Raw genomic sequence first — 2,641 nt, 5'->3', positions numbered from 1 at the left:
GTTTGCCGTTGATATAGACGTGCTTGTTCTCGTAGCGGATGGTGTCGCCGGGCAGACCCACGACCCGCTTGATGTAGTCCTGCGACGGGTCCTTCGGGTAGCGGAACACCATGACGTCGCCCCGATCCGGCTCGCCGACGTCCAGGAACTTGTCGTGCAGCACCGGCAGGCGCAGCCCGTAGGCGAACTTGTTGACCAGGATGAAGTCACCCGGCAGCAGCGTGGGGATCATCGACCCGGAGGGGATACGGAAGGGCTCGACCATGAACGAGCGGATCACCAGCACCGCCAGGATCACCGGAAAGAGCGATCGCGGCAGGTCGATGAACCAGGGATCGGAGTCCTTGCTCCGCTGCTCTGCCACACGGCGGGGACGCCGCACCAGCCGGTCCCACAGCCAGATCACCCCGGTGACCAGCGTCACCGCAACGAGAAGCGCCTCGAAATCCCACATACCCGATTTACGCGCCGTGCGCCCCCTGCCTAGTTGTTCTTGTCCACCTGCAGGACGGCGAGGAACGCGTCCTGGGGGATCTCGACCTTGCCCACCTGCTTCATCCGCTTCTTGCCGGCCTTCTGCTTCTCCAGCAGCTTGCGCTTGCGGGTGATATCACCGCCGTAGCACTTGGCGGTGACGTTCTTGCGCATCGCCTTGACCGTGGAGCGGGCGATGATCTTCGAGCCCACCGCCGCCTGGATGGCGACCTCGAACATCTGCCGCGGGATGATCTCCTTGAGCCGCTCGGTGAGCTCGCGCCCGCGCGGATGGGCGTGGTCGCGGTGGACGATGGTGGACAGTGCATCCACCCGGTCACCGTTAACCAGGACGTCGAGCTTGACCAGCGGCGCCGCCTCGAACCGGCGGAACTCGTAGTCGAATGAGGCGAAGCCGCGGCTCGCGGACTTCAGCCGATCGAAGAAATCGAGCACCACCTCGGCCATGGGCATCTCGTAGTCCAGCGAGATCTGGTTGCCCACGTACTGCATATCCTTCTGGGTGCCGCGCTTCTCCTCGCAGAGCTTGATCACCGGCCCCACGTGCTCCTGGGGCACGAGGATGTTGGCATGGATGATCGGCTCGCGGATCTCCTCGATGTCCCCCACCGCCGGCAGCTGAGAGGGGTTGTGCACCTGTATCGTCTCGCCCTCGCGGGTGACCACCTCGTGCACCACGGTGGGCGCGGTGGTGATCAGCTCCAGGCCGTACTCACGCTCCAGACGCTCCTGGATGATCTCCATGTGGAGCATGCCGAGGAAGCCGCAGCGGAAACCGAAACCCAGCGCCTGGGAGGTCTCGGGCTCGTAGGACAGCGAGGCGTCGTTGAGGCGGAGCTTGCCGAGGGCATCGCGGAAGGCCTCGTAGTCGTCCGCGTTGACCGGGAACACGCCGGCGAAGACCCGCGGCTGGACCACCTTGAAGCCCGGCACCGGACTGTCGCAGGGCGTCCGGGCGCTGGTCATGGTATCGCCCACCGGCGCGCCGTCGATGTCCTTGATGCCCGCCACCACGAAGCCCACGCGCCCGGCGCTGATCGACTCCCAGGGCGTGCGCTTGGGCGTGAAGATCCCCAGGTCGTCCACCTGGAACTCGCGGCCGGTGGACATCACCCGGATGCGCTCGCCGCGCCGGAGCTCGCCATCGAACACGCGCACCAGGCAGACGACACCGAGGTAATTGTCGAACCAGGAGTCGATGATCAGCGCCTTGAGCGGCGCATCCGGGTCGCCCTTGGGGGCCGGCACCCGCGCGATCAGCGCCTCCATGAGGTCGTCGACGCCCTCGCCCGTCTTCGCGGATATGCCGAGCACGTCCGTGCCGTCCAGGCCGATGATCTCCTCGATCTGGTGGATCACCCGGTCGGGCTCGGCCGACGGCAGGTCGATCTTGTTGAGCACCGGCAGGACCTCGAGGCCCTGATCCACCGCGGTGTAGCAGTTGGCCACGCTCTGGGCCTCGACCCCCTGGGAGGCGTCCACCAGCAGCAGCGCGCCCTCGCAGGCATACAGCGAACGGCTGACCTCGTAGGAGAAGTCCACGTGGCCGGGGGTGTCGATGAAGTTGAGCTGATAGACGTTGCCGTCTCGGGCCTTGTACTCCAGCGAAACGCTCTGGGCCTTGATGGTGATGCCGCGCTCGCGCTCCAGGTCCATGGAATCCAGGACCTGGGCCGCCATCTCACGGGACGTCAGCGAGCCGGAACGCTCGATCAGACGGTCGGCAAGTGTCGATTTGCCATGGTCGATATGCGCGATGATGGAAAAGTTGCGGATCCGGTCCATCGACTGGGACGCCATAGGGTCTCCGAAAAGCGAACGCACTGCAGTGGCGCCAACGCATTACCGCGGCACACCCCGCCGGTGCGCCGCGGTAACGCCTCGGGGCACGGGTTTCGAGACGCGAACGATACGGCTTTCCGGCGGCGGGCTCAAATGCCCGTCACTGCCCGGGCAACCGCAGGGCGAGGAAACGCGGACCATCCTCCCGGCGCACGAGCACGGCGACGCTGCGCCCCGGCTCCAGCGCGGCCACCGCGTCGCGCAGCGCCGCCGGCGAATCGATCGCCTTGCGGTCGAGTCGGGTAATGACATCGCCGCGGCGCACGCCTGCCTCTCGGGCCGGTCCGGCCGTGACCCGCTCCAC

3 protein-coding genes are annotated in these 2,641 nt (G+C 66.5%); all 3 read right to left on the bottom strand.

Translation table 11 applies throughout. The features are described from left to right. On the bottom strand, positions 1 to 454 hold a 454-nt coding region (gene lepB, locus G7A99_RS15435; protein WP_163141717.1), incomplete at its 3' end, for a signal peptidase I. Between the two features lie 29 nt (positions 455 to 483). Then, on the bottom strand, positions 484 to 2,295 hold the full coding sequence (gene lepA / locus G7A99_RS15430) for a translation elongation factor 4 (RefSeq protein ID WP_018718374.1): 1,812 nt from the start codon (positions 2,293 to 2,295) through the stop codon (positions 484 to 486). Between the two features lie 142 nt (positions 2,296 to 2,437). Next, positions 2,438 to 2,641: PDZ domain-containing protein (locus G7A99_RS15425; protein WP_163141714.1), on the bottom strand; the 204-nt coding region annotated here is incomplete at its 5' end.

The sequence above is a fragment of the Arhodomonas sp. KWT genome (genome assembly GCF_010993615.1).
Note: the sequence above shows the minus strand (reverse complement) of the source record. Positions and strands in the feature narration are given on the sequence as shown.